Raw genomic sequence first — 21,802 nt, forward strand, 5'->3', positions numbered from 1 at the left:
CCGGTACGAGGAGGCACTTCGGACATGAACGGTTATGCGAACGGCGCGAAGACTTTCGGCCTGTTGGTCGGAATGTCTGCACTCATCGTCTTCATCGGATCGCTGTTCGGTAACGCGACCATTCTGGTCGGCTCGATCGTCTTGGCCGTCGGGGTCAACGGCTATGCGTATTTCAACAGCGCGAAGATGGCCTTGCGGTCGATGCATGCGGTGCCGGTGACCGAGATCGAGCAGCCGGCAATGTATCGGATCGTGCGCGAGTTGGCGACGGCCGCTCATCAGCCGATGCCCGCGTTGTACGTGAGTCCGACCAACAATCCCAACGCTTTCGCCACCGGTCGAAACCCCCGCAACGCGGCCGTGTGCTGCACCGAGGGCATTCTGCGGATCCTCGACGAGCGGGAACTGCGCGCGGTGCTCGGCCACGAGCTGTCGCACGTCTACAACCGCGACATCCTGATCTCGTCGGTTGCCGGTGCGATGGCGTCGGTCATCTCGGGTCTGGCGAACCTGGCCTTCTTCGCCAACGTCTTCGGCGGACGCGGCAACGGGGGAGCGAACCCGCTCGCGCTGCTGCTGGTGTCGATGCTGGGGCCCATTGCGGCCAGTCTGGTTCGCCTGGCGGTCTCTCGCTCGCGTGAGTACCAGGCCGACCAGTCCGGTGCCGAGCTGACCGGCGATCCTCTGGCGCTGGCGTCGGCGCTCCGCAAGCTCGAGCAGGGTGTGCAGCTGGCACCGCTGCCGCCGGAGCCGCGGCTGGCGGCGGAGTCACATCTGATGATCGCCAATCCGTTCCGGATCGGTGACAAGGCGGGTGCGCTCTTCGCCACCCACCCGCCGATGGCCGACCGCATCGAGCGACTCGAACGGATGGCCGGCCACCGGCCGTATTGAGCGGCTGCGCCGCATGTGAGCGAAACTTCGACCACTGCTACGAAGGCCGGAGTGGAGCCTGCGGAACGACCGCAGGCTCAGCACTCACATGCGGCGCAGGAGTGGAGCCTGCGGAACGACCCAGGTGAGAAGCCGCTCTATCGGTAGTTGACGAACTGCAGTGCGATTCCGAAATCCTCGTTCTTGAGCAACTGCTGGATGGCCTGCAGGTCGTCGCGCTTCTTGCTGCTCACGCGCAGCTCGTCGCCCTGGATCTGCGCTTTGACGCCCTTGGGGCCGTCGTCGCGAATCTTCTTCGAGATCTTCTTGGCGTTCTCGGTGGTGATGCCCTGTACGAGCTTGCCGGTGACCTTGTAGACCTTGCCCGACGCGGCAGGATCGTTGGTCTCGAAGGCCTTGAGCGAGACGTCGCGTCGAATCAGCTTCTCCTTGAACACGTCCAGGGCAGCTTTGACCTTCTCCTCGGATTCGGACGTGATGACGATGGTCTCGGACTCGCCGCTGCCGGACCATTCGATGCTGGTGTCGGATCCGCGAAAGTCGAAGCGGGTCGCCAGCTCCTTCGCGGCCTGTCCCAGAGCGTTGTCCACTTCCTGGCGGTCGACTTTGCTCACTACGTCGAAGGACGAATCAGCCACTTCTCACACTCTCCAGTCGAATCGAAATATTTGATGTGGCGATGGGGTCGGCTCACATCCTGCAGGGACTTTATCGGCCCGCTACCGACCGTATCCACCCGGTTTGCGTTCCGGGGGGACGTTCGTTGTATTCTTCTCACCGCGCCGAAGAGCAGTACGAGCTTCGATCGCAGCACGGCAGATTGCCCGAGCGGCCAATGGGAGCGGACTGTAAATCCGTCGGCTTATGCCTACGTAGGTTCGAATCCTACATCTGCCACACCTGGAACCCCGGCGAGTGTTTCTCTCGCTGGGGTTTCCATGTGAAGAGGACAAGGATGGGTCGCTGACCACGCAATTTGGTACTGGGCGCTCGGAATGTGTAACCTCTTGAAGGCTTCAGCGCACGGCAACGTGAACTGATCCCGCCCCCTTAGCTCAGTCGGTAGAGCGTTTCCATGGTAAGGAAAAGGTCAACGGTTCGATTCCGTTAGGGGGCTCGCTGGATTGGATTGCTCGACGTCGCGTTCCTCACGTGGGATGGTAGACGATGAGCACCTGAGGCGGTGTAGCTCAGTTGGTAGAGCAAACGACTCATAATCGTTGCGTCGCCGGTTCAAGTCCGGTCACCGCTACACAGTAGGCAAGCACGACCAGTAGCACCCATGAACAGTCCTGATTGACCCAGATCAGATTTACCCGAAAGTAGGCGTCCAGTGGCCTCCTCCACCGATGTGCGGCCCAAGATCACCTTGGCCTGCGAGGTTTGCAAGCACCGCAACTACATCACCAAGAAGAACCGTCGGAACGATCCCGACCGTATCGAGTTGAAGAAGTTCTGCTCCAACTGCGGAACGCACCGGGCTCACCGCGAATCTCGCTAGATTGCACGGCTCGCTGGTTCGCAGTTCCGATCTCTAATCGGCGCCCGGCGTTAGGTCGCATTTTCTTCCCCTAACGGCTCTTGCGTCCAGGGTAGAAAAGGTCTCCACCGTGTCACAAGCTCCACATGACGTCCCGACCATGGATGCGTCCGCACACGCGGCGTCCATGGTCGGTTCTCATTTCCGCGTCGACGACTTCTACGAGGTCGGCCGCGAGAAGATTCGTGAGTATGCGCGTGCCGTCCAAGATTCTCATCCCGCGCACCACGACGAGGACGCAGCGAAGGGCCTCGGTTACGACGGTCTCCTCGCGCCCTTGACCTTCGTTTCGCTGCTCGGCATCATGTCGCAGACCCGGATGTTGCAAGAGGTCATCACCGGTTACGACCCCAGCCAGATTCTGCAGACCGATCAGCGGCTGGAATTCCATCGACCGCTCCAGGTCGGTGACCGGATCTTCTGCGACGTGTATCTCGAGTCGTTCCGGCAGATGAGCGGCAGCGACATCATGACCACCAAGAACATCATCACCGACCAGAATGGCGACCTCGTGCAGACCACGTGGACGACCATTGTGGCTCGTACCGGTGGCGAGATCGACGAGAACATCGCTCACGCGGTCAAGGAAGTGATCAGGCATGGCGCTTCGTAGCTTCGACGACGTCTCGGTCGGCGACGCCCTGCCCGAGCGGATCGTGTCTCTGACCCGCGGCGACCTGGTGAACTATGCCGGTGTGTCCGGCGATCCCAACCCGATCCACTGGAGCGACGAAGTAGTCGAGATGGCCGGACTGGACAACGTGATCGCGCACGGCATGCTCACGATGGGTCTCGGCGCAGGCTTCGTCACATCGTGGCTCGGCGATCCGGGTGCGGTCATCGAGTACAACGTGCGCTTCTCCACCCCGGTATACGTCTCGGCAGATTCCGCAGCGAAGGTCGAGTTCACCGGCAAGATCAAATCGATGGACGCCGACGCGCGAACTGCGACCGTTGCCATCGTCGCGAAGTCCGCGGGCAAGAAGATTTTCGGGCGAGCGACCGCAACGGTACGTTTGGCCTGAGCATGTCGATCCGGCTGAGGCAGTTCGTGGCCGGGACGACGGGATTTATCTGTTCCGAAGGGTGTGCAGTACACTGAGATTTCTGGGGTAATCCGGCGCTCTGCGCTGCCCGCGTCCTCTTCCTGAGGGTGCGTGGGTCTTCGCGTGAGTTGGATGGACACCAGAGCGGCCGAGAAGTTTCGGCCGAAGGGGCGTAGCTCAATTGGTAGAGCAACGGTCTCCAAAACCGTAGGTTGCAGGTTCAAGTCCTGTCGCCCCTGCCCAAGGTGTCAGCAACTGAGAGGAACGACGTGAGCGAGGAGCGCGGTAAGCGCGACGGTCGATCGGGGGAGTTCGAGGACTCTTCGACCCCAGACGACGTCGTACCTGGCTCCGAGGGCCGTCTCTCCGATGCTGATACGTCCGCCGGTGAAACCGCTGCAGATGCAGTGGTGCCCACCGGTAAACGATCGTCGAGCAGGTCACGCAGCAGTGCCGCGGTGTCGGTGACGAAGGCTCCCACCACGCCGGCGAAAGCCAAGTCCGGCAAGGGACGTTCGGGCAAGACCAAGGCGGACAAGCGTCCCAACGTTTTTCTTCGGCTGCTGCAGTTCTTCCGCGAGGTCGTTGCCGAGCTGCGCAAGGTCATCTGGCCGAACAAGAAGCAGATGGTCACGTACACCACCGTCGTGCTCGTCTTCCTGGCGTTCATGGTCGCGTACATCAGCGGTCTCGACGTGTTGTTCCTCAAGGGCGTCGGCTGGCTGTTCGGCTGACCGACACGGCTGACTTTTCGACGATCGAACCGAGCAGGAAACTAGAGAAAGGGTGCTGACGTGAGCACGCCGCACAACGACGCCACCGAAGTGGCCGCATTCGACGCCGATGTCGAGGCGACCAAGCAGGGCCTCGAAGCGGAGCAGGCCGCTCAGGACCGCGAGACCGACGAAGCAATCAAGGCCGACGTCGCAGCAGCGACCGGCGAGGAAGTTGCCGTCGACGGTGCCGACGCGGCCGATGCCGACGTCACTGCCGAACCCGAGGATCCCGTTGCCGAGATGAAGGCGGCTCTGCGCCGCGCTCCCGGCGACTGGTACGTCATCCACTCGTACGCCGGATACGAGAACAAGGTCAAGGCCAACCTCGAGACCCGTGTGCAGAACCTCGACGTCGGCGACTACATCTTCCAGGTGGAAGTTCCCACCGAAGAGGTCACCGAGATCAAGAACGGTCAGCGCAAGCAGGTCAACCGTAAGGTTCTGCCCGGCTACATCCTGGTCCGCATGGAACTCAACGACGAGTCCTGGGGCGCGGTGCGCAACACCCCCGGCGTCACCGGATTCGTCGGCGCGACGTCGCGTCCGTCACCGTTGACCATCAACGAGGTCGTCAAGTTCCTCATGCCGCAGGAAGGCGCCAAGAAGGACGCGAAAGCGACCGCGGGCGCAAGCGACCAGAGTGGCGACACCACGTCGAAGCCGACCATCGAGGTCGACTTCGAGGTCGGCGAGTCGGTCACCGTCATGGACGGCCCGTTCGCCACCCTCCCCGCCAGCATCAGCGAGGTCAACGCAGAGCAGCAGAAGCTCAAGGTGTTGGTATCGATCTTCGGCCGTGAAACCCCGGTCGAGCTCGGCTTCACCCAGGTCTCCAAGATCTAGAAGCCGCGCGCACAGACTTGCAGTAGCAACCGCAAGAAACCCGAGCGAATACAAGGAAAAAGAAATGCCCCCGAAGAAGAAGAAGCTAGCCGGGATCATCAAGCTTCAGATCCAGGCCGGTGCCGCCAACCCGGCACCGCCCGTCGGCCCCGCATTGGGCCAGCACGGCGTCAACATCATGGAGTTCTGCAAGGCGTACAACGCCGCGACGGAGTCGCAGCGCGGCAACGTCGTGCCGGTCGAGATCTCGGTCTACGAAGACCGCACGTTCGACTTCAAGCTCAAGACTCCTCCCGCTGCCAAGCTGCTGCTCAAGGCTGCAGGCGTGGCAAAGGGCTCCGGCGAGCCGCACAAGACCAAGGTCGCCAAGGTGACCATGGATCAGGTGCGCGAGATCGCCAAGACCAAGCAGGAAGACCTCAACGCCAACGACATCGATCAGGCCGCGAAGATCATCGCCGGCACTGCTCGCTCGATGGGCATCACGGTCGAAGGCTGATTTTCAGCCCTCAGCAGTAACAGCAATACACGTGGGAGAGCCGGCCAGGCTCGTCAACCACACTGAACTCGAACGAAGGACAGCAAGACATGGCAAAGCGCAGCAAGGCCTACCTCGAGCAGGCCGCAAAGATCGACCAGGACAACCTCTACTCGCCTCTCGAAGCCGCAAAGCTGGCCAAGGAGACCGCGTCGAGTAAGTTCGACCCCACCGTCGAGGTTGCAGTGCGACTCGGCGTCGATCCCCGCAAGGCGGATCAGATGGTGCGCGGCACCGTCAACCTTCCCCACGGCACCGGCAAGACCGCTCGGGTTATTGTTTTCGCCGCTGGTGAGAAGGCCGCAGAGGCCGAGGCAGCAGGAGCCGACGTCGTCGGAGCAGAAGATCTGATCGAGCGCATCCAGGGCGGATTCCTGGACTTCGACGCTGCGATCGCCACCCCTGATCAGATGGCCAAGGTCGGCCGCATCGCCCGTGTCCTCGGACCGCGTGGCCTGATGCCGAACCCGAAGACGGGCACGGTCACCAACGACGTGACCAAGGCTGTCAACGACATCAAGGGCGGCAAGATCAACTTCCGCGTCGACAAGCAGGCCAACCTGCACTTCGTCATCGGCAAGGCCTCGTTCGACGAGACCAAGCTGGTGGAGAACTACGGCGCAGCGCTGGACGAGATCCTGCGTGCGAAGCCGTCGTCGGCCAAGGGTCGTTACGTCAAGAAGGTCACCGTTTCGACCACCACCGGACCCGGCGTCCAGGTCGATCCGAACCGTACGCGCAACCTCCTCGAGGACGACGCGAACGCGTAATTCGACAGCTCCGAACCAAGGCCGGTCTCCCTGTGGGAGGCCGGCCTTAGTCGTATGTCTCGCCGAAGATCTAGGCCGCGTTCGCGCGAGCGAAGTTGGCCAGGATTATGCCGCTGATGCGGTCGAGCAACGCTGCCGGTAGATCGTGGGCCATGCCGTCGATCAGCGTCAGTTCGGCACCTGGGACGGCGCGGGCGATGGCCTTGCCGCAGGACGGTCGGACCAGTCTGTCGGCGGTGCCGTGGATGACGGTGGTCGGTGCGGTGATCTTCTTCGCGTAGGGCCGCAAACTTCCGGTGCCGGTGATCGCAGCCATCTGACGTACGACGCCCGACGGGTTGTAGTTGCGCTCGTACATCACCTGCGCGATCTCCAGTTGCTCCTCCAGTGGAGTGCGGAATCCGGGAGAGCCGATGGTGGACAGCGTCTTCGCCGAATGCGCGATGATCTGTTCTTTCGTGGCGTCCTTCCCGACGCCACCGAGCAGGGGCAGCAGAGCGCGTGGGTCCGGCGGAGGCAGGAACGGCTCGTTGGTGCTCGAAAAGAGAATGCCCACCGATTCGGTTCGTTCGGGGTAGCTACCGGCGAAGACCTGAGTGATCATCCCGCCCATCGACGCACCGACGACGTGCACGGTGTCGATGCCGAGGTGATCGAGTACTCCGACGGCGTCGGAGGCCATGTCGACGATCGTGTACGGGACGTCCGAGGACATCCCGAGCTCGTGTCGGATCATCCGAAGGATCTGGGATCCCCGCACCTTCTGCCCGGTCATCTTCGTGGACAGTCCGATGTCGCGGTTGTCGATCCGGATCACTCGGTATCCCGCATCGACGAGGCGGGTACAGAAATCCATGGGCCACAACGTCAATTGAGCGGACAGGCCCATGATGAGCAGGACCGCGGGATCCTCGACGGAACCCATGTCCTCGTACGCGATCTCGACGGAGTTCGCCGGCGCGATGCCTTGTTCGATTCTCATGATGTCGTTCCTACCAGCCCGGCTCGCCGAGTATCGGCACCACCAGGTAGCTCGGACTCTCCGGGTCGATGCTGATGTCCTGTTTGCGCAGCCGCGTACGCAGTAGGTCCGGCAAGATCGGGATGAACCGTGGTGTGTCGGTGGCGAATACGTCGACTCGCAGTCGGTGCCGCGTCGCGATGACGGCCTCGGTGGTGAGGATGTCGATGTCGAGAACTATGGCTTCACCGACGGGCACCGGAAGTAGCGCCGCCTCGGTGAGCGGGTGGTACGGCCGGGTGTAGTCGCCGTTCGGGGCGAACAGCGAACGCTCGTCGTCCACGGCCCGGCGCGAGGCGAGAAGTGCGCCGTTGCTGAGCACCGTCGAAGTCCCGTCCGGAGCGACGTCACAGATCATGATGGCCCACAACGCTTCCCGCGCGTGGCAGACCACGCGTAGATGCAGGTTCATCGGACCGGACACGACGGCGTCCGACTCGGCCGGACCGGTGGTGAAGGTGACGGCGGCACCTTCGGCGAATCGGTTGTCGTAGGTGAATCCACCACCCAACACGGCCGTCACGCCGGCGAGCACCTGCGTGGTGTCACGCGAGACGACGGCCCGCAACGAGGGCCGCACCGTCAGGACGTCGCGGGCCGTGGCCGGTGCGGCGGTGAGGCTGCCGTCGGCGACGGCATGGGCTGCGGTGCCCGAGGGCGCAGCCGACAGGTACAGCCTCCGGGGCTGCGCCTGCGGAGCCGGAAAGCGCCCGTGCGCAGTCCAATTGCCGCCCTGCTGACGCAGCGTGACGGGACCGTAGTTCTCGATCCCGTTGTCGACGTCGCGCAGCCACTTGTCGAACCAGGCTCGCTCGAGCACATCGAGGCGCGGTGGAAATCCGGGCTCGCCGAACCCGATGCCGGGGTTGCCGTGGTACCCGTCGCCGACGAGCAATTGCTTCGATCCACGTTCGAGTGGGAGCCGGTTGTAGATGTCGGGAGCGGATCCACCGAAGATGTCGTGCCAGCAGCCGTACAGGAAGGTCGGTACCGAGATGTCCTCGATGACGGCGTCGATGGCGTCGTAGTACTCGTTGTCGTAGATTCGCGGATCCCGGCCTGTGACAAAGCCTTTGGCCAGATCGAACAGATTGGTGGCCGGGGATCGAGCGCGATCGCGGAGCCAGGTGAACGTATCGACTCCGCCGATGGCCGGTGCCCATTTCAACCCGTTGACGGCGGCGAGCCACAGCGGGATGAACGCCGAGGTGGCCCCTCCGGTGGCGAAGATTTCACGCACGATGTCCACCGAGCCCTCGACGGCGAAGATCGCGTCGAGCCCGGCGGGTTGCTTGGCCGCGGCCTGCAGGGCATTGATCGCGGAGTACGAGATCCCGGCCATTCCCACCCTGCCGTTGCACCAATACTGGCGTCGGGCCCACTCGATCACCTCGAGCGAGTCGAGTTGTTCCCTGGTGCCCAGCACGTCCCAGGTGCCCGAGGAACTACCGGTGCCGCGGACGTCGACGATCATCTGCACGTACCCGCTGCGCACCAGGTGGCGGTTGACCGAGAGCAGATCGGCCGCCCCGCCTGCAACCACTCGGGTGATTTCGGTGATGCCGTCGAATCTCGTTCCGGTGAGATCGAATGCGGCCGAGAAGGCTCTGATGGAACGGCCGAGAACAGGCGTCTCGAGGATCGTGTCGATTCCCTTGATCAGCAGTTTGTTGTAGGGCGTGAGGTTCAGGACGGTGGGAAAACTGCCCTCCACCGCCTGACCCGCGGCGTCCGCGGGGCGGATGACGTACGCACGCAGCGCCGTGCCGTCGCTCATCGGGATGCGAACGTTCGCCGAGATCGAGACCTTCGGAAAGCGCGGTTGCTCGCGCACTATTTCCGCCCACGCCGCTGCCGCGTCACCGCCGCTGGGATCGCGTACGGGTTGCAGGAGGGGGTGGGGCTGCACGGCAGTCATGACAGTCGATTAGACCCTCGAACGACCCCATTTGTCCTGAGGAACACCGATCGGTCGTCATCAGCTCCAACAAAACGAGCGTCGTCCTGTGTTTTGTTGGGAACCCTCTCAACATAAGTTGAGCGACGTTATGGGGCGTACCAGACTTTTCTGGTCAGCGAGTCTCGAGCCCGCGGGATTGCTACGTTCTGCCGGTCCGAAGTGACATGGGACACCGATCGTTGCAGGGGAGCACGAATGCACGTAGAAGCACTGTTCGGAGACGGTTCGTTGCGTCCGGTCTGGCCGCACGTGGACGCACTGATCACCAATGAATGCCCGGGGCTTCGCTTCGGCGGAAAGTACGCGGACGTCGTTGCCCTGAGCAACGGTGATCCTACTGCGCTGCGGCCTTACATCGACGAGGAAACCCGCCGCCGGGTAGCGGCGATGGCACCCCCGGTCACCGAGACCGCGCTGGTGTTCGGTGCCAACGGCTTTCTCGGTGCCCATCTGATCGGCCGACTGACGCGTGATGCGGCGGTGGAGGTCGTATACGCCATGGTGCGCCCCACCGAGGAGGAGTCTGCTCTCGAGCGTCTTCAGCGCACGTTCGACCAGTACGAGATCGCGGTGGACACCGACAAGATTCGAATCGTCGAAGGCACCCCGACGGTATTCCGCTTCGGTCTCGACAAGGGTGCCTACTTCGATCTGGCAGCGGGAGTGGGGCAGATCTTCAACTGTGCCAGCTCGACCGACTACACCGAGAGTTATGCCGATCTGCGCGACGACTGGTTCGTCAGCGTGCTGCGCATCCTCGAATTCAGCATCACCTCCACGCGCAAGCACCTCACCTACGTGGGCAGCATCGGCGCTCACCTCTACCAGAAGCCCGAGGATTTCCGCCGCCCGGATTCGTGGTGGTACTCCGGCTACGCGCAGATGAAGTGGGTCAACGCAACGCTTCTCGGGTGGCTCTCGATGTCGGACACCTACTCCGTCACCCTGTGCGAGGCCCCCTACATTCTCGGCAGTACCGAACTCGGCCGTGATCCCGGACGGGTGTACAGCTTCTGGCGCATCATCGAACTGGCCATCGCCGCCGGTGCCATCTGGGACGGCCCGGGAATGAACTACGTTCCGGTGGACGTGATGTGCGACGTCATGGCCGGCAATGCGCTGCGCAGTCATCCTCTGACACGGCTACTGCCGAGCAACCCCACCGGCTACGGACACGACCTCTACGCCGAGCTGCTCGGACTCGACCTGGTGAGCTGGGACGAATTCAAAGAGCGCGTCAGTTCTCGAATTTCGCCTCGATTCGCCGAGACGATGCTGGCCGACAACATCGATCAGCTGATGCGCCTGGTGCACAAGCCCGAGGCCATTCTGCCTGTCGATCACGACATCTCGTGGTGCGATCACCGCCGACTCTTCGAGCTGTACTTCGAGAAGGCGCAGCTCAAGACGCTCACGCCCGCTGTCGCTCACTGACGTGGCGGACGGATTCGAGCCGACTTCGGTACGTCTGCGAGACGTGTCGATGCACCGCGAGGTGACCAATGGTGTTCTCTCGCTCGGCTTCTACGTCGTCTGCGGTCTCATCGGACTCCTGCCCGGCGCAGCGAGAACGAGGGCGGCCGACGCGTTCGTGGGCTGGTCGGAGAGTATCGACGAACAGCGGCACACCTGATGTCGGTCGCTCGATGGGTCGGCGGTATCGCTACGGTGACAGCTCTTCCGTTCGCGACGTTCGTCTACTGGCGCACGCGGTTCTTCTTTCGCGATCCGCATCGCGTACCGCCCGCCGATCCGCGGGCGGTGGTCGCTCCTGCAGACGGCTTCGTCACGTACGTGAAACGGGTGGAGGCAGGCAGTACCGCGTTCGCAGTCAAGAAGGGGCGAACCATTGCCCTCGACGAGATCGCCGGTGTCGCTGCAGCCGACAGCGGATATCTCATCGGCATCTACATGTCCGAATACTCGGTGCATCGCAATCGAATTCCCATCTCGGGCACCGTCGGGATGCGTAGGCACCGGTCTGCGGCACCGTTCAACAAGTCGATGGCCCGGGTCGGAGCCAATCTGTTGACGCGGCGAACTCCGTACGACGAGGGCTGCGACTATTTGCTCACCAACGAGCGTCTCACCGTGTCGGTCGAGCATGCGTCCGGAGCCGTGGTGACGGTGACGCAGATTGCCGATCTGTGGGTGAACCGCATCGTCGCGCACATCGCGGTAGGCGACACCGTCGAACGCGGCGAGCAGTACGGGATGATCAAATTCGGTTCTCAGTGCGACGTGTTCGTGCCGGACGCGCTGGTCGAGAGCATCTCCGCCAGGCCGGGGCAGTACGTGTTCGCGGGGGAGTCCGTCGTGGCTCGCTCGCCGATTTCCGTGTCCGACACACCATCTCGTGAGAAGGAACGATGATCACCGTCGAACAGGTCGTATCAGGAAAAGACTGGAAAGAATTCGAGGCCGTCGCCGATCTGGTGTACCGGGGCGACCCGCACCGACTGCCCGACGAGCCGATGGATCTCGATCGCATTCTGATCTCGCCGCCCGCCGCCATCGCACACACGCGAGACACGTGTGCCTTCGTCGCCCGTGAGGACGGCGTCGCTGTCGGACGGGTGGTGGCCATTCACGACAAGAGCTTCACCGAGTACACGGGTGAGTCGATCGGATTCTTCGGATTCTACGAGGCGATCGACGACCACGAGATCGCGGCAGGCCTGCTCGATGCCGCAGCGGCATGGTTGTCCGCGCGCGGGTTGGCCACCGTATCCGGGCCGTTCGGGCCGTCGATGTTCTACAGCGCGGGCATCGTCGTCGACGAAGTACCCGTCCTGCCGCTGGTGGGAATGCCGCACAACCCGCTGTACTACGCCGCTCACTTCGAGAAGTGGGGGCTGGTGGGCATCAAGGACTTCTACAGCTATCTGTTCGACGATCCGTGCGTCATCTACAACCGTCCCGAATACGCCCGGCACATGCAGATTTTCGAGAAGATCAAGGCGCGGTCCGAGGTCACGTTCCGGTCGATGAAGTATCGGACGCTGCGCCGCGACGCACGCATCGTGCGGGACCTCTACAACAAGACGTTCGTGAACTTCTGGGGCTACTCGCCGCTGTCGTTCGTCGAACTGTTCGAGCTGTTGAAGATGATGTTGCCCGTCCTCGATCGCCGCCTCACTCTCTTGGCGGAGTTGAACGGCAAGCCCGTCGGATTCCTGATGGGCATTCCGGACGTGAATCAGGCCGCGGCCAAGGCGGCGCACCTGAAGTCCAGGTGGTTGCGAGACCTCGTGACGCTCTGGCACGCCAAACGGCCCGGTCGAACCGACGTGATCGACGGGGTCCGTGTGGACATGTTGTTCGTCGATCCCGATTGCCCCGACCGAGCCGTGTCGTCGCTGCTCATCATGGAGATGTCGGTGCGGATGCGCGATCTCGGATTCACCAGGGTCGAGGCCGCGCCGGTACTCGACGACAGTCCCTGGATGAAAGGTTCGGTGCTCACTCGGATGGAGCAATCACCGCACCGGACCTACCGAATCTTCAGCCGCGAGCTCCCGCAGACATGACCGGGTCGGCAGTGCTGGAATCCGGCCGACGCCGGCGCAGTATCGGCGACCGTTGGGGCCGAACGGTCGCGCGACATCGGTGGGCGGTGCTGGCCGTCTGGTTGCTGCTCGCAGTGGGGTCCGCAATTCTGTATCCCGCGCTGCAGAACTCGTTGGTGGGAGCCAACTTCTCCGTACCCGGAACCGAGTCCAGCCGCGCCGACCGACTCGTCGAACAGCACTTCGCGTCGTTCGGGTCCGAACAGCTCGTCGTCACGTTCACCTCCGATACGGTCGACAGTCGGAACCCGGCCTTTCGCGAACGGGTGGGGGAGGTCGTCTCCTCACTGCGGCAGTCACCGGACGTACTGCGTGTCGTCGATCCCTACGAGAGCGCCGGATTCGTCCCGACGATCTCCGCGGACGGGACGTCGGCGCTGGCGTTCGTCGGCGTCGGCGGCGATCCGCGTGATCGCATCGCCGTGGCCGAACGGATCCAGGAGCTGATCGGTGGCTCATCCCGCGACGGCATCGAGGTGGCGGTCACCGGCTACTCCCCGATGACGGTGGACCTGACGAAGGTCGAATCCGACGACGCCGTGCGCGCGGAAAGCATCGGACTGCCCCTCGCATTCGTGTTGCTGGTCCTGGCTCTGGGTTCGGTGGTCGCCGGCATCGTTCCGCTCGTCACCACCGGAATCGGAGTGCTGGCCGCCTTCGGAGTTTTTGCACTCCTGTCCAACGTCATGACATTCGATGTGCTGGTGACGACGGTGGCGTCGATGTTCGGGCTCGGCCTCGGTATCGACTACGCGCTGTTCATCGTCAGCCGATTCCGCGAGGAGATGGACCGAGCAGTTCCGGGTGAGCCCGATGGCCGTGCCCGCACGGACGCGGCCGTCGGTGCCGCGATGGGAACGGCCGGGCACACGATCGTCATCTCCGGCTTGGTGGTTCTCATCGCCCTCGGTGCGTTGGCCATCGTCGATGTCCCTGCGGTGCAGAGTATTTCGTTCGTCGTCGCTCTGACGGTGGCGTGTGTCGTCATCGTGGCGTGGACTCTGCTGCCCGCCATCCTGGCGGTCCTGGGTTCGAGAATCTCCGGATTGTCGCTCCCACAGCGGTTTCAACCACCGTCGGTCGGCGAACACGCTGCAGCCGTTCCCACGTGGTGGTCGCGGTGGGCTCGGCACGTCATCGAACGGCCCTGGCGCTACACCGCCGTCACCGCGGCAGTCCTGTTCGCCTGCCTCGCACCGATCGGTTCCATTCAGTACGGTGTCGATCTCGGAGCCGACGCGCTGAGCGCCGAACCGAGTGGCAAAGCCAACGCGGTACTGACCGACAAGTTCGCTCCCGGCACCATCTCGCCCATCACCATCGTGTTCACCGGCGAGGACGACCGCCCACTCGATCCGGTCCAGACGGCAACGGTCGCGTCGTTCGCCGACGACGTTCGCGCCGATGGCCGCGTCGAGTACGCACTCGCCCAGCAGGACGGTGGTCGAACGCTGCTGATCGTGGTTCCGTCGGTGCCGATCGATTCGACCGACGCTTCCGACCTGGTCACGTCGATCAGATCGCAGGCGCTGCTGGCAGCAGAACGTGACGGGACGAACGTGTCCGTCGGTGGGACGACCGCTCTGGTGGTCGACGCCTCTGCGGAGATATCGAGCAAATTTCTTTGGGTCGTCGCCGCAGTCCTGGCCTTCTCTCTGGTGTATCTGGGCATCGTCTTCCGGAGCGTGGTGATTCCGGTGAAGGCAGTGGCCATGAACGTGCTGGTGACCGGTGCCGCATTGGGAGCCACCGTGGCGGTGTTCCAGTGGGGGTGGGGTTCGTCGCTCCTCGGATTCGAGAGCCCGGGCTACATTCAGGTGTACTTACCGGTCACCGTCTTCGCAGTCGTCTTCGGCCTCTCGATGGACTACGAGGTGTTCCTCATCGGCCGCATGCGAGAAGTGTTCGTGCGCAACGACGTAACCGGCACCGACACCGACAGGGCCAACGACACTGCGATCGTCGACGGGCTGGAACACACTGCCCGGCCGATCACCGCGGCAGCCGCGATCATGATCGCGGTGTTCGCGAGCTTCCTGACCGCCGACGTACTCGAGCTGCAACAGTTCGGCTTCGCGCTCGCCGTGGCTGTGCTCTTCGATGCCGTGTTGGTTCGGATGATGATGGTGCCGGCCATGATGAAGCTGTTCGGCGCGCGAAACTGGTGGCCCGGTTCGCGGGATCGTCAGGTGGTCGGCAACTGAGCCGACGCCAGCACGGAGCCGTCGGAACTGCGGATCTCGATCTCGGTGACGTCGCCGCGAAGAACGGCTGCATTCATGCGGCACTCGATGGTGACGTCGCTACCGAGAAACGTGCCGGACGTCAGTTCGGTGCCCGACCGATCGACGAGAACGACCTCGTACGGGCCCCGATCGGAGATGCCGTCCATGTCGAGGACGGTCTCGGTGCCCCACGTGTGGGCGACGAGGCCGCCCTCGATGTCCACGTTCGGCACGCTCGTGATGAAGGCGACCTGCTCGTAGGCACCGAGGGTCCCCGGTGGGCCGGTGATCGCGACAGAGGGCTCCGCGGGTTTCGGCTGAAAGGCGTCGACGCCGAGTACGACGCCACTGCCGACCACCAGTCCCACCAGTGCGGCTGCAGCTACCAGGCCGGCAGACCTACGTCGCCCACCGAATCGCGGCGCGTCCTTTTCACGAGGTGACCGCCACGCCGAGTCGCCCGTCGTACCCGTAACTCGCTCGCGCAGGTCGGGCGACGTCGAAAATTCGAGCCACGGTCCGGTCGGACCGCGAGAACCGAGAGTCCCGGTCAGCGCGCGTAGTTCGGCGATGTCGGTGTCGACGGTGGGATCCGACGCTGCGAGCTCGCGCAGTTCTGCGGTCTCGGTGTCGTCGAGGTCGTCGGCGACGGCAGCGGCGATCAGCTCGGCTCGGCGATCGTCTCGGGCGTTCATGCTTCCTCCTGTCCGTCGAGATGGTCTCGGAGCGCCCTCAATGCGTAGAAGGCGCGGGTGCGCAGTGTTCGTACGGCCACTCCCGTCGACTCGGAGAGCTCCGCGTAGGTCGTTCCGGCCAGGTGCACGGCGACGACGACCTGTCGGTGGTCGGGAGAGAGCAGCGCCAGCGCGGCGATGATGCGCAGCCGCTCGTCGACGTCGGGGCTGGTGTCCCGCGAGATCGCAACCGATTGCCGATCGACGTCCTCGATCCGTTCCGACGCCGACTTGGGCATTCTGCTCAGCGACCGTTGGACGTCGACGATGACGTTGCGTTCGATGGCGAACAACCATGTGCGCAGCGATCCTCGACCTGGCTCGAAGCGGGATCGCGCTCGCCACGCGCGAAGGAACGTCTCCTGGACGCAATCCTCGGCGAGCGTTCGGTCGCGTAGTGCATTGACGGCGAAACCGAGCATGGCCGACGCGTGCTCGTCGTACGCGGCAGCGACGTCGAAGTCCAGTTCGATCACGCTCCCGATGCTCATGACAGTGACTACGTCGACGGACGCCCGGGCGTTCATATCCGGGACTGGGATATTTCTTTACCGAGCTTTGAACATCGTGGCATCAGCGGTCGTACACCTTTGCACGGGCTCGCCTGCCCGATACTCCCACGGAAGGCACACGAGATGACCACACGCTCGATCACCCGCCCGGCAATGTCCGTCCGCGGCACCGCCGCTGCAGTCGTCGGTGGCACGGCCGCTGCTCTGATGCTGTTCACCGCCGCCCCCGCCGGGGCCGATACCCCTGTTGCCGAACCGGATTCGTTCACCAGCGCCTTCACTGCAATGGCAACCCCCGACCAGGTGCTCAACGGCGATGGTGTGGCCACGCCAGGTCAGCCGGGCGCAATGGGAACCTTCACGCTGCGTATCAATTCCGACCTCGACATCGTGTGTTACGACATCGCGCTCGACGGCGTCACCGGCGACTACATGAGCCCGGCCAAGACCGCCACGCACCTCCACCAGGCGGCGGCGGGTGCAGCAGGGCCGCCGCGGTTGGCGTTCCCGAACCCGACTCCTATCGGTGACGGCCCGCGTACCAGTAGTGGCTGCATGCAGGGACCGTTCACCACCGGCCTGACGCCGGCCGGGGCCAGCGCCGACAGCGGTACCGGATTCACCTTGGACCAGATCGAAGCCAACCCGGCCGGCTTCGCGGCCGACACCCACACCGTCGACTTCTCGGCCGGTGCGGTGCGTGGGCAGCTGACCCAGATTCCGGTCGGATCAGTGGCAACCGGAGGTGGCGGCGCGGCACTCGCCGCGGCATCCGATTCGGCGTCCAGTTCGGCAGCCCCCGTTGTCGGCGCGGTAGCCCTCGGCGCAATGGCGATCGCGGGAGTGACAGTGGTTGCTCGCCGCAGCGGAACGGCACGCAGCTGAGATACCGGCTTCTGGTTGCCGTGACGGCAGTGGTGGTGGTGACGGGCTGTACCGCCGCACCATCACCACCTGACGCACCATCACCACCTGCCGCACCATCACCACCTACCGAGTCGTCGGTACCGGCTGTGGCCGCGGTGGACGTGCCGCCGAGTTCGAGCAACGCACCGGAACCTGGCCCGTCGACGGACTCCGTGGGGCAAGCACCGACGCGGCTCAGCGCCCCGGCCATCGATCTCGACGAGCCCCTTATCGGCCTCGGTCTCACCGAAGACGGGCAGATGCAGGTGCCGAGCGACTACGACGACGTCGGATGGTTCACCGGCGGCGGCCGACCGGGCGCGATCGGTAGTCCGACGGTGCTTGCCGGGCACGTCGATTCCACGACCGGTCCCGCGGTGTTCGATCGGCTGTCCGAGCTGCGACCGGGAGATGTCGTCACGGTGGCGGACGGGACGGGTGGCCGAGCCGACTACCGCGTCGATCGGATCGGCGACTACGGAAAAGCAGAGTTCCCGACGGCGCTGGTCTTCGGGGCGGTGCCTGCCGACGAGATCCGGCTGATCACGTGCTCGGGTGATTTCGATACGTCCGTGGGGAGCTACGAGCGCAATCTCGTCGTCTACGGTATTCGGCAGTAGGAGGGGTACGGCAGTAGCTCGGCGTTTTGGAGTTGTCGTCGAGGGTGTTGTAGTCTGGTCGACGGTTCGGATCACGAGTGCTCGCACTCGAATCCAGATCGCCCAATCAAGTTCTACCCAAGACCGTTGGTCACCGCCTTCTCGAAGGATTCGCTTCCGGGAGTTGCGCGGTTGAAGGTCCGAGATCGCTTCGGACGGCCCACGCAGGAGAACGAGGTAGGGAACCTGTATGCAGCCCTCGCGGCTGCCCGCTCGTTCACGCCCCGTGTGCTTCTTGCGCCGGGGCGTTCGTCGTTTTCCGGCCCTCTCGCGATCGACACAACTTCCCACGAGAGGAGGCGAAGTATGGCAAAGCCCGAAAAGGTCTCAGCAGTATCGGAGATCACCGAACAGTTCAAGGGTTCGACGGCTGCCGTCGTCACGGAATACCGTGGCCTGTCGGTGTCCGGTCTGACTCAGCTCCGGCGTGCGCTCGGCGAAGGTGCCACGTACTCCGTCGCCAAGAACACCCTGGTCAAGCGCGCAGCTGCCGAAGCCGGTATCACCGGCCTCGACGATTTGTTCGTCGGACCGACCGCCATTGCATTCATCAAGGGCGAGCCGGTCGACGCTGCGAAGGCCATCAAGGCCTTCGCGAAGGACAACAAGGCCTTGATCGTCAAGGGCGGCTACATGGACGGCGCAACGCTGTCCGTGGACGAGATCAACAAGATCGCAGACCTCGAGTCGCGCGAAATCCTGTTGGCCAAGCTCGCCGGCGCCATGAAGGGCAACTTGTCGAAGGCTGCAGGCCTGTTCAACGCTCCCGCATCGCAGTTCGCGCGTTTGGCGTTCGCGTTGCAGGAGAAGAAGGCTGCCGGCGCACCCGCCGCAGCCGAGGCACCTGCAGAAGCAGAAGCACCGGCGGAAGCTCCCGCCGAAAGCTGATCCGCTGGTATTGGCGAACAGCTCAGCTCCACACCACCAACACCAAGTCGCGGATCAGCGACCAGGTACTTACAGGAAGGACCCGCCACCATGGCGAAGCTCAGCACCGAAGAATTGCTCGACCAGTTCAAGGAGCTCACCCTCCTCGAGCTCAGCGAGTTCGTGAAGGCATTCGAGGAGACCTTCGAGGTCACCGCAGCCGCTCCCGTCGCCGTCGCAGCAGCAGGCGCAGCCGGTGCTCCGGCTGAGGCTGCCGAAGAGCAGGACGAGTTCGACGTCGTCCTCGAGTCGGCCGGCGACAAGAAGATCCAGGTCATCAAGGTCGTCCGTGAGGTCGTCTCCGGCCTCGGCCTGAAGGAAGCCAAGGACCTCGTCGAGAGCGCTCCGAAGGCCATCCTGGAGAAGGTCGCCAAGGACGCAGCCGAGGCTGCCAAGGAGAAGCTGGAAGCTGCCGGCGCAAAGATCTCCGTCAAGTAAGACCGCTTCGTTGCAGTCGTACTTCGTGCTCTGATCGCACGAGCGCAGAAGGGGCCGTTCTCACCTCGGTGGGAGCGGCCCCTTTTCTGTGTTTCGAGCCCTGCCCTTTTCTGTGTTCCAGGCGTTGTATCGGGTGCATCGTTGTGATCGATCACTGACTCTGCCGGAACGCGTGACACCCCGATTCGGCCCCTGTTTACTCGACCTCGCCGAAGTCTGAAGCACGTCGAAGGGTTTCGGTTGGGTCCACTTGTGGTGTGTCACAGCATTTCGCCACTGGTACTTGTCACAGTTCTGGCGAGTCGCCGACCGTGTCGCGTGAGATGAGCCACACTGATGCAAGCTCTACAGCCTGACTCGGGGAAGTTCTTACTGGGCGGTAAGCTCCTGTGTCGGTGCGGACACCTGCATGGGATACAGTGACGCAACCCACATCCGGGTCGATGTGTACGAATTGTGGAGGTCAGCGTGGGAGTCGAGGTTTCGGTCGAAGGATTGACCAAGTCTTTCGGGGTACAGAAGATCTGGCAGGACGTGACGTTGACCCTGCCGAAGGGTGAAGTCAGTGCGCTCCTCGGTCCTTCCGGTACCGGCAAGTCGGTCTTCCTGAAGTCCTTGATCGGCCTGCTGCGTCCCGAACAGGGCAAGATTTTCATCGACGGAACCGACATCCTGCAGTGCTCCTCCCGTGAGCTCTACGAGATCAGGAAGCTGTTCGGGGTGCTGTTCCAGGACGGCGCGCTGTTCGGCTCGATGAACCTCTACGACAACGTCGCGTTCCCGCTTCGCGAGCACACGAAGAAGTCCGAGTCCGACATCCGCAAGATCGTCATGGAGAAGCTCGAGCTGACGGGTCTGCTCGGCGCAGAAGACAAGCTGCCCGGCGAGATTTCCGGTGGTATGCGCAAGCGCGCCGGCCTTGCCCGCGCTCTTGTGCTCGATCCCGAGATCATTCTGGTCGACGAGCCCGACTCCGGCCTCGATCCCGTTCGTACCACGTACATTTCGCAGACTCTGATCGACATCAACGCCAACATCGATGCCACGATCCTGATCGTCTCGCACAACATCAACCTCGCTCGAACGGTGCCCGACAACATCGGCATGCTCTTCCGTCGTCAGCTGGTCATGTTCGGCCCACGCGAGGTGCTTCTCACCAGTGACGAGCCGGTGGTCAAGCAGTTCCTCAACGGAACGATGATCGGTCCGATCGGCATGTCGGAGGAGAAGGACGAGGCGCAGATGGCGCACGAGCAGGCCCTCGTCGACGCCGGGCACCACGCCGGTGGCGTCGACGACGTGGAAGGCATCGTGCCGCAGATGAAGGCCACCCCCGGCACCCCGGTGCGGCAGGCTGTCGGACGCAGGCAGGAGCGGGTCCGTCAGATCATGCACACGTTGCCGCACAACGCGCAGGTCGCCATCCAGGAGAGCCTCGACACCACCGACCCCGGTCAGCAGTACCCCGCCTACGCCGGCCAGCAGGGGTACGACCAGCAAGGCTACGACCAGCAGGGTTACGACCAGCAGGGCTACAACCAGCAGGGGTACGACCAGCAGGGGTACGACCAGCAGGGATACGGCGGTCAAGGTCATGATCAACAGGGCTACCAAGCTCCTACGCAAGGTCGGGGTCAATAGCAGACATGGCGGGATCGAAGAAGTCCGCGTTCGCTCCGGCGAACGCCGCTCTGACACAAGCCGGCAATATCGTCGAACTGCTGGTCGAGGTCGTTCGGAACACCTTTCGTAGGCCGTTCCAGTTCCGCGAGTTCATCGAGCAGGCTTGGTTCATCGCCAGCGTGACGATTTTGCCGACTGCGCTCGTCGCCATTCCTTTCGGCGCTGTGGTCTCGCTGCAGACCGGATCGCTCATCAAGCAGCTCGGTGCGGAATCGTTCACGGGTGCAGCCAGCGTGCTCGCGGTCATCCAGCAGGGTTCACCCCTTGTGACGGCCCTTCTCGTTGCCGGTGCCGCAGGCTCGGCCGTCACCGCCGACCTGGGCTCACGGACGATTCGTGAGGAGATCGACGCGATGCGTGTCCTGGGCATCGACCCGGTGCACCGCTTGATCGTTCCGCGTGTGCTGGCCATGATCCTCATCGCGCTGTTGCTCAACGGCCTGGTGTCGGTGGTCGGCATCGCGGGTGGCTACTTCTTCAACGTGATTCTGCAGGGCGGTACCCCCGGTGCGTACCTGGCATCGTTCTCGGCGCTGGCACAGCTCCCGGATCTCTATGTCGCAGAAGCGAAAGCGGCGATCTTCGGTCTGATTGCGGGCATCATCGCCTCGTACAAGGGGCTCAACCCCAATCCCGGACCCAAGGGCGTCGGCGAGGCAGTGAATCAGACCGTGGTCATCACGTTCCTGTTGCTCTTCTTCGCCAACCTCATTCTGACCCTGGTGTACCTCCAGGTCGTTCCAGCGAAGGGAGCGTAACCG

At 63.5% G+C, this 21,802-nt stretch carries 24 protein-coding genes and 4 tRNA genes; 23 read left to right on the forward strand and 5 right to left on the reverse strand.

Going from position 1 to position 21,802, the window contains the following annotated elements:
* Positions 1 to 24: 24 nt before the first annotated feature.
* Positions 25 to 894, forward strand: a complete 870-nt coding sequence (gene htpX / locus CH286_RS14585; RefSeq protein WP_032401921.1) for a zinc metalloprotease HtpX — start codon at positions 25 to 27, stop codon at positions 892 to 894.
* A gap of 137 nt (positions 895 to 1,031) precedes the next feature.
* On the opposite strand, the gene CH286_RS14590 is transcribed toward htpX, so the two are convergent.
* Positions 1,032 to 1,532, reverse strand: a complete 501-nt coding sequence (locus tag CH286_RS14590; protein WP_032401922.1) for a YajQ family cyclic di-GMP-binding protein — start codon at positions 1,530 to 1,532, stop codon at positions 1,032 to 1,034.
* A 176-nt stretch (positions 1,533 to 1,708) separates the two neighbouring features.
* Between CH286_RS14590 and CH286_RS14595 the strand changes: the two genes are divergently transcribed.
* The 11 genes from CH286_RS14595 (at position 1,709) to rplA (ending at position 6,407) form a co-directional block, all read left to right on the forward strand.
* Positions 1,709 to 1,791: transfer RNA gene (locus CH286_RS14595), tRNA-Tyr, on the forward strand.
* Between the two features lie 147 nt (positions 1,792 to 1,938).
* A tRNA-Thr gene (locus CH286_RS14600) sits at positions 1,939 to 2,011 on the forward strand.
* 62 nt (positions 2,012 to 2,073) lie between these two features.
* A tRNA-Met gene (locus tag CH286_RS14605) sits at positions 2,074 to 2,146 on the forward strand.
* 81 nt (positions 2,147 to 2,227) lie between these two features.
* Positions 2,228 to 2,395, forward strand: coding sequence for a 50S ribosomal protein L33 (gene rpmG, locus CH286_RS14610; protein WP_027498281.1), 168 nt, complete (start codon positions 2,228 to 2,230; stop codon positions 2,393 to 2,395).
* A 139-nt stretch (positions 2,396 to 2,534) separates the two neighbouring features.
* On the forward strand, positions 2,535 to 3,047 hold the full coding sequence (gene hadA, locus CH286_RS14615; RefSeq protein ID WP_052058666.1) for a (3R)-hydroxyacyl-ACP dehydratase subunit HadA: 513 nt from the start codon (positions 2,535 to 2,537) through the stop codon (positions 3,045 to 3,047).
* The gene (hadB, locus tag CH286_RS14620) at positions 3,034 to 3,459 is read left to right on the forward strand and encodes a (3R)-hydroxyacyl-ACP dehydratase subunit HadB (RefSeq protein WP_094609528.1); all 426 of its coding nucleotides are present in this window, start codon (positions 3,034 to 3,036) and stop codon (positions 3,457 to 3,459) included. Before hadA ends, hadB begins: the two co-directional genes overlap by 14 nt.
* Positions 3,460 to 3,646: 187 nt before the next feature.
* Positions 3,647 to 3,719 (forward strand) — tRNA-Trp (locus tag CH286_RS14625).
* A 30-nt stretch (positions 3,720 to 3,749) separates the two neighbouring features.
* On the forward strand, positions 3,750 to 4,214 hold the full coding sequence (secE, locus tag CH286_RS14630) for a preprotein translocase subunit SecE (protein ID WP_037153882.1): 465 nt from the start codon (positions 3,750 to 3,752) through the stop codon (positions 4,212 to 4,214).
* 60 nt (positions 4,215 to 4,274) lie between these two features.
* Positions 4,275 to 5,099 (forward strand): transcription termination/antitermination protein NusG, encoded by an 825-nt coding sequence (nusG, locus tag CH286_RS14635; RefSeq protein WP_032401923.1) that lies wholly within the window; start codon positions 4,275 to 4,277, stop codon positions 5,097 to 5,099.
* 64 nt (positions 5,100 to 5,163) lie between these two features.
* The gene (gene rplK, locus CH286_RS14640; protein ID WP_008713829.1) at positions 5,164 to 5,598 is read left to right on the forward strand and encodes a 50S ribosomal protein L11; all 435 of its coding nucleotides are present in this window, start codon (positions 5,164 to 5,166) and stop codon (positions 5,596 to 5,598) included.
* 89 nt (positions 5,599 to 5,687) lie between these two features.
* A complete protein-coding gene (gene rplA, locus CH286_RS14645) occupies positions 5,688 to 6,407 on the forward strand; it encodes a 50S ribosomal protein L1 (RefSeq protein ID WP_027498276.1) in 720 nt (239 codons plus the stop codon).
* A gap of 70 nt (positions 6,408 to 6,477) precedes the next feature.
* On the opposite strand, the gene CH286_RS14650 is transcribed toward rplA, so the two are convergent.
* Together CH286_RS14650 and CH286_RS14655 are read right to left on the reverse strand one after the other, a co-directional pair.
* Positions 6,478 to 7,389, reverse strand: a complete 912-nt coding sequence (locus CH286_RS14650) for an alpha/beta fold hydrolase (protein ID WP_032380448.1) — start codon at positions 7,387 to 7,389, stop codon at positions 6,478 to 6,480.
* A gap of 10 nt (positions 7,390 to 7,399) precedes the next feature.
* Positions 7,400 to 9,346 carry a CocE/NonD family hydrolase gene (locus tag CH286_RS14655; protein WP_094609529.1) on the reverse strand — a complete coding sequence of 649 codons (1,947 nt, stop codon included), beginning with the start codon at positions 9,344 to 9,346 and terminating at the stop codon, positions 7,400 to 7,402.
* Positions 9,347 to 9,583: 237 nt separating this feature from the next.
* On the opposite strand from CH286_RS14655, the gene CH286_RS14660 reads away from it, so the two are divergent.
* From CH286_RS14660 to CH286_RS14680, 5 genes are read left to right on the forward strand one after another with little or no spacing between them, the layout of a single operon-like run.
* On the forward strand, positions 9,584 to 10,822 hold the full coding sequence (locus CH286_RS14660) for an SDR family oxidoreductase (RefSeq protein ID WP_037153672.1): 1,239 nt from the start codon (positions 9,584 to 9,586) through the stop codon (positions 10,820 to 10,822).
* Position 10,823: 1 nt separating this feature from the next.
* Positions 10,824 to 11,021: a hypothetical protein gene (locus CH286_RS14665; RefSeq protein ID WP_032380451.1), complete on the forward strand. Its 198-nt coding sequence runs from the start codon at positions 10,824 to 10,826 to the stop codon at positions 11,019 to 11,021.
* Positions 11,021 to 11,761, forward strand: a complete 741-nt coding sequence (locus CH286_RS14670; RefSeq protein WP_037153670.1) for a phosphatidylserine decarboxylase — start codon at positions 11,021 to 11,023, stop codon at positions 11,759 to 11,761. The genes CH286_RS14665 and CH286_RS14670 overlap by 1 nt, the downstream gene beginning before the upstream one ends.
* A complete protein-coding gene (locus tag CH286_RS14675) occupies positions 11,758 to 12,918 on the forward strand; it encodes a hypothetical protein (protein WP_037153669.1) in 1,161 nt (386 codons plus the stop codon). The genes CH286_RS14670 and CH286_RS14675 overlap by 4 nt, the downstream gene beginning before the upstream one ends.
* On the forward strand, positions 12,915 to 15,161 hold the full coding sequence (locus tag CH286_RS14680; protein ID WP_037153668.1) for an MMPL family transporter: 2,247 nt from the start codon (positions 12,915 to 12,917) through the stop codon (positions 15,159 to 15,161). Before CH286_RS14675 ends, CH286_RS14680 begins: the two co-directional genes overlap by 4 nt.
* Here CH286_RS14680 and CH286_RS14685 read toward each other — a convergent pair.
* The gene (locus tag CH286_RS14685) at positions 15,143 to 15,877 is read right to left on the reverse strand and encodes a hypothetical protein (RefSeq protein WP_094609530.1); all 735 of its coding nucleotides are present in this window, start codon (positions 15,875 to 15,877) and stop codon (positions 15,143 to 15,145) included. The genes CH286_RS14680 and CH286_RS14685 overlap by 19 nt on opposite strands.
* A complete protein-coding gene (locus CH286_RS14690) occupies positions 15,874 to 16,407 on the reverse strand; it encodes an RNA polymerase sigma factor (protein WP_032402116.1) in 534 nt (177 codons plus the stop codon). Before CH286_RS14690 ends, CH286_RS14685 begins: the two co-directional genes overlap by 4 nt.
* Before the next feature lie 144 nt (positions 16,408 to 16,551).
* Here CH286_RS14690 and CH286_RS14695 point away from each other — a divergent pair, with 144 nt between their 5' ends.
* From CH286_RS14695 to CH286_RS14720, 6 genes are all read left to right on the forward strand, one after another.
* Positions 16,552 to 17,313 (forward strand): CHRD domain-containing protein, encoded by a 762-nt coding sequence (locus CH286_RS14695; RefSeq protein ID WP_094609531.1) that lies wholly within the window; start codon positions 16,552 to 16,554, stop codon positions 17,311 to 17,313.
* A gap of 128 nt (positions 17,314 to 17,441) precedes the next feature.
* Positions 17,442 to 17,954, forward strand: coding sequence for a class F sortase (locus CH286_RS14700; RefSeq protein WP_255182658.1), 513 nt, complete (start codon positions 17,442 to 17,444; stop codon positions 17,952 to 17,954).
* A gap of 345 nt (positions 17,955 to 18,299) precedes the next feature.
* Positions 18,300 to 18,881, forward strand: coding sequence for a 50S ribosomal protein L10 (gene rplJ, locus CH286_RS14705; protein ID WP_032380459.1), 582 nt, complete (start codon positions 18,300 to 18,302; stop codon positions 18,879 to 18,881).
* Positions 18,882 to 18,971: 90 nt separating this feature from the next.
* Positions 18,972 to 19,358: a 50S ribosomal protein L7/L12 gene (gene rplL / locus CH286_RS14710; protein ID WP_032380460.1), complete on the forward strand. Its 387-nt coding sequence runs from the start codon at positions 18,972 to 18,974 to the stop codon at positions 19,356 to 19,358.
* A gap of 468 nt (positions 19,359 to 19,826) precedes the next feature.
* Positions 19,827 to 20,999, forward strand: coding sequence for an ATP-binding cassette domain-containing protein (locus CH286_RS14715; protein ID WP_176458240.1), 1,173 nt, complete (start codon positions 19,827 to 19,829; stop codon positions 20,997 to 20,999).
* Positions 21,000 to 21,004: 5 nt separating this feature from the next.
* Positions 21,005 to 21,799, forward strand: coding sequence for an MlaE family ABC transporter permease (locus CH286_RS14720; RefSeq protein WP_032401934.1), 795 nt, complete (start codon positions 21,005 to 21,007; stop codon positions 21,797 to 21,799).
* Positions 21,800 to 21,802: the final 3 nt, after the last annotated feature.

This window comes from Rhodococcus sp. WWJCD1 (assembly GCF_002258735.1).
GTDB lineage: Bacteria > Actinomycetota > Actinomycetes > Mycobacteriales > Mycobacteriaceae > Rhodococcoides.

What these genes read in the sequence shown, in the direction of transcription:
- CH286_RS14685 (WP_094609530.1), bottom strand. Translation starts at nt 15,877, where the DNA reads ATGAACGCCCGAGACGATCGCCGAGCCGAGCTGATCGCCGCTGCCGTC.
- CH286_RS14690 (WP_032402116.1), bottom strand. Translation starts at nt 16,407, where the DNA reads ATGAGCATCGGGAGCGTGATCGAACTGGACTTCGACGTCGCTGCCGCG.
- CH286_RS14650 (WP_032380448.1), bottom strand. Translation starts at nt 7,389, where the DNA reads ATGAGAATCGAACAAGGCATCGCGCCGGCGAACTCCGTCGAGATCGCG.
- CH286_RS14670 (WP_037153670.1), top strand. Translation starts at nt 11,021, where the DNA reads ATGTCGGTCGCTCGATGGGTCGGCGGTATCGCTACGGTGACAGCTCTT.
- CH286_RS14680 (WP_037153668.1), top strand. Translation starts at nt 12,915, where the DNA reads ATGACCGGGTCGGCAGTGCTGGAATCCGGCCGACGCCGGCGCAGTATC.
- rplA (WP_027498276.1), top strand. Translation starts at nt 5,688, where the DNA reads ATGGCAAAGCGCAGCAAGGCCTACCTCGAGCAGGCCGCAAAGATCGAC.
- CH286_RS14720 (WP_032401934.1), top strand. Translation starts at nt 21,005, where the DNA reads ATGGCGGGATCGAAGAAGTCCGCGTTCGCTCCGGCGAACGCCGCTCTG.
- CH286_RS14655 (WP_094609529.1), bottom strand. Translation starts at nt 9,346, where the DNA reads ATGACTGCCGTGCAGCCCCACCCCCTCCTGCAACCCGTACGCGATCCC.
- CH286_RS14695 (WP_094609531.1), top strand. Translation starts at nt 16,552, where the DNA reads ATGACCACACGCTCGATCACCCGCCCGGCAATGTCCGTCCGCGGCACC.
- CH286_RS14675 (WP_037153669.1), top strand. Translation starts at nt 11,758, where the DNA reads ATGATCACCGTCGAACAGGTCGTATCAGGAAAAGACTGGAAAGAATTC.
- hadA (WP_052058666.1), top strand. Translation starts at nt 2,535, where the DNA reads ATGGATGCGTCCGCACACGCGGCGTCCATGGTCGGTTCTCATTTCCGC.
- hadB (WP_094609528.1), top strand. Translation starts at nt 3,034, where the DNA reads ATGGCGCTTCGTAGCTTCGACGACGTCTCGGTCGGCGACGCCCTGCCC.
- rplK (WP_008713829.1), top strand. Translation starts at nt 5,164, where the DNA reads ATGCCCCCGAAGAAGAAGAAGCTAGCCGGGATCATCAAGCTTCAGATC.
- htpX (WP_032401921.1), top strand. Translation starts at nt 25, where the DNA reads ATGAACGGTTATGCGAACGGCGCGAAGACTTTCGGCCTGTTGGTCGGA.
- rplJ (WP_032380459.1), top strand. Translation starts at nt 18,300, where the DNA reads ATGGCAAAGCCCGAAAAGGTCTCAGCAGTATCGGAGATCACCGAACAG.
- CH286_RS14660 (WP_037153672.1), top strand. Translation starts at nt 9,584, where the DNA reads ATGCACGTAGAAGCACTGTTCGGAGACGGTTCGTTGCGTCCGGTCTGG.
- rplL (WP_032380460.1), top strand. Translation starts at nt 18,972, where the DNA reads ATGGCGAAGCTCAGCACCGAAGAATTGCTCGACCAGTTCAAGGAGCTC.